This window comes from Cupriavidus sp. FW305-46, assembly GCF_058787075.1.
In genome coordinates this window covers 1-3389 of sequence record NZ_JBYSZI010000081.1, presented here as the reverse complement: position 1 = coordinate 3389, position 3389 = coordinate 1, and the positions used below count along the sequence as shown (strand labels likewise).

Below are 3389 nucleotides of genomic sequence, written 5' to 3'. Positions count from 1 at the left end.
GCCTGCGGCCGCGGCGGACGGTGGGGCTGAACTGGCTGCGGGCACGCACCCGCGCGCGACGTCGGTATCACGAGCTGGACAGACTGCGGAGTTGCTCATCGGGCGCGGCAAGATCGTCCGCACCCGCCTGGAGCTGAGCGCGGATACGCCGCCGCACAGCCTCCTTTTCACGCATCAACTCCAGGCGCGGCGCCTGCTGCGACTGGCCGGAGTATTGGTAGTAGAGCGTCTTGTAGGTCTGTTGGCTCAGGATCCATTCCTGCAACAGCGTGCGCTGGCGTGTCAGTTCGCCTTCGAGCAGGCGATGGCGGCGCAGCAGGTTGGCCACGGCCGCGCGTGCGCTGTCGCTGAGTTCGCTGTCGTCGGCAAGCAGGGCGGCCACCTCGGCCGTCGCGCCGTCATGGACGGTCCGCTTGCTGGGTGCTTCGCCTGCGGCTTCCCCCACGGCAGCCCAGGCATGATGGATGGCTCGGATGGAGCGGTTATTAGTCTCCCTGACAGGCCCGATAGCGGGTCGCCGGATTTCTCCTGCGGTCATGATAATCCCCGTTGAACAACATCCCCCGGCACTACACGTCTGCGGTTACCACTTGTCAGTCTTTGAACTAGTTTTTGTCTGCGTGGCGCGCGTGTTTCCCGCACGCTCCCGGATGGTGGCTATGCCGCCTTGTTGACGGTCTGGACCGAAATGTCCACCGACCGGCGAACGGCGCTCAGGCGCTCTCGGTTGGCTCCGGCATCCTGCCGCATGCACCGGAGTCAAGAAGGGGCGCCTTGCCGCGCCCCTCTTTGCCACGTCTATAGTTCAGTGCATTTAGGCCACTTTGTCCAGCCCCGCGTGGGTGACTTACAGCCAATCTCATACTTTGGTATGAGGCCGCGCGCACACTGGCCGCCGGCCTGCCACCGCCACCTTTTCGGACACATTCCGAGCAGTCGATGTCTGCATCCATGCTACGCAGAAACGGGTACGCTTTGACACCCCCGAACGGGTGATGGCAGCACCGTCACCGCGGGTGGCGCAAGCCGTGCCGCATGCCCGAGGGGTGTAGCGGACGGTCACGCAGAAACAGGTACGCCCGGCCGGTGGACCCGCTTGCGCGGCACGCAGAAACGGGTACAGCCGGCGAGTGTTGGACGGCGCCACGGCTCCCGCCCGGCATCACGATGGCAATATCATGACAGCAGCGCACCATGGAATAGGGCGGCCCAGGCCGCCCTTCCTTCATCCCATGCCGGCTGGCGCGCTCAATGCCCCGGCAGGTAGTAGAACTTGAAGATGAACACCGCCGCGATGATCCACACCATCACGGGCACGCTGCGTGCGCGGCCGGTCAGCAGCTTGAGCGCCGCGTAGCTGATAAAGCCGAACGCAACGCCGTTGGCGACCGAGTAGGTGAACGGCATGCCAAGCGCGGTCATCACCGCGGGCACGACTTCGGTGACGTCATTCCAGTCGATCTCCAGCAGCTCGCGCAACATCAGGCAGGACACATACAGCAACGCCGGCGCGGTGGCATAGGCCGGCACCGTGCCGGCCAGCGGCGCGATGAACAACGCCGCGAGGAACAGCACGGCCACCGTCACCGCCGTCAGTCCGGTGCGCCCGCCCGCCTGCACGCCGGATGCGCTTTCGATATACGCCGTGGTGGAAGACGTACCGAGGAACGAGCCCGCCATGATCGCGGTGCTGTCGGACATCAACGCCTTGTTCAGCCGGTCCATTTTCCCGGCCTTGAGCAGGCCCGCGCGGTTGGCGACGCCCATCAGCGTGCCGGTGGCGTCGAACAACTCCACCAGGAAGAACACCAGCACCACGTTGATGATGCCGATCGACAGCGCGGCGGAAATATCGAGCTTGAACAGCGTCGGGCTGAGCGACGGCGGCGCGGAGAACACGCCGTGGAAGGTATTGCCGGCAAACGCAAAGCTCAGCAGCGTGGTGAGCAGGATGCCGATCAGGATCGCACCCTTCACCCGCAAGTGATCCAGCGCCACGATCACGAAGAAGCCGATGATCGCCAGCACCGCCGAAGGCTGGTGCAGGTCGCCGATGGTCACCAGCGTGGCCGGGCTGGCGGTGACGATGCCGGCGTTCTTCAGCGCGACAATCGCCAGGAACAGGCCGATGCCCGCGGTGATCGCCACCCGGATCGAGTGCGGAATGCCGTTGACGATCATCTCGCGCACGCGGAACAGCGTCACCAGCAGGAACAGGCAGCCGGAAATAAAGACCGCGCCGAGCGCCGCCTCCCACGCAAAGCCCATGCCCTTCACCACCGTATAGGCAAAGTACGCGTTCAGGCCCATGCCCGGCGCCATCGCGATCGGGTAGTTCGCGTAGAAGCCCATGATCAGCGTGCCGATCGCCGCGGCCAGGCAGGTGGCGACGAACACCGCGTCTTTCGGCATGCCCGCATCGCCCAGGATCGACGGGTTGACGAAGATGATGTACGCCATCGTCAGGAACGTGGTGACGCCGGCGAGGATCTCGGTGCGCACATCGGTCTGGTGTTCGCGCAGCCTGAACAGGCGCTCGATCAGCGAAGGCGCGGCCTGTGGCTTGCCGTGCGGCGGATTGGTGGTTGACGTGCCCGGCTTGGAAGCGGGTTCCGGCATCGACATGACTGGTCTCCTGATATCGTTATCTGTGCGCGGCGACAACAACGGCGCGGCCGCAGGTGGCTGGCTTCGGCCTGAAGCATCCCGCGACGCCCCGCTGGGCGGCAAGCGTACTCTGGTGCAGGTCGGCCCCGCTTCGCCACGCACAGGCGAATAAGCGATATGCAAAAGGCGTGATGATCCCACAGCGCGAACCGCTGAAGCCAGCGGCGCCACGGGGATGCTTCGGGGCGTCCCCGGCTTGACGCTTGCGGCAATCCCCCGTATAAAGCCGCCTAGATTCAAGCGACGAGGCAACAGTTCATTCGTTAGCCACCGTCTGGTACTTCGGTTGTCCATGGTGTCCTTTCCTTGAGTTTCCCGTGTCGGATGACGTTTTCGTCATGCGATGTTTTTTGTCCTTTTTCTGGAAAGCAAATCATGCAAACCGGTATCGTCAAGTGGTTCAACGACGCCAAGGGCTTCGGCTTCATCAAGCCGGACGCGGGTGGTGACGACCTCTTCGCCCATTTCTCGGAAATCCGCGCCGACGGCTTCAAGTCGCTGCAGGAAAACCAGCGCGTGCAGTTCGAAGTCAAGAATGGCCCGAAGGGCCTGCAGGCCGCGAACATCACCCCGCTGTAAGCATTGACTGCCGGCGCGCCCCGTGCGCGCCGAACAGCGCAGAACCCCGCCCGATGGCGGGGTTTTTTGTTTTCAGGCACGGATAGCGCGTTCAGCGGTGCTGGCTGCGCCACCTTCATCACGTCCCGGCCCCCGTCCTGTTC

Annotated in this window: 3 protein-coding genes; 1 reads left to right on the top strand and 2 read right to left on the bottom strand. The window is 64.2% G+C overall.

Annotation, left to right across the window (positions count from 1 at the left end):
* Positions 1-67: 67 nt before the first annotated feature.
* Complete coding sequence (locus tag AC3WON_RS27990) at positions 68-538, bottom strand: hypothetical protein (RefSeq protein ID WP_492319379.1); 471 nt, start codon at positions 536-538, stop codon at positions 68-70.
* Between the two features lie 710 nt (positions 539-1248).
* On the bottom strand, positions 1249-2625 hold the full coding sequence (locus AC3WON_RS27985) for an NCS2 family permease (protein ID WP_492319378.1): 1377 nt from the start codon (positions 2623-2625) through the stop codon (positions 1249-1251).
* A 417-nt stretch (positions 2626-3042) separates the two neighbouring features.
* Between AC3WON_RS27985 and AC3WON_RS27980 the strand changes: the two genes are divergently transcribed.
* On the top strand, positions 3043-3246 hold the full coding sequence (locus AC3WON_RS27980) for a cold-shock protein (protein WP_010811149.1): 204 nt from the start codon (positions 3043-3045) through the stop codon (positions 3244-3246).
* Positions 3247-3389 lie beyond the last annotated feature (143 nt).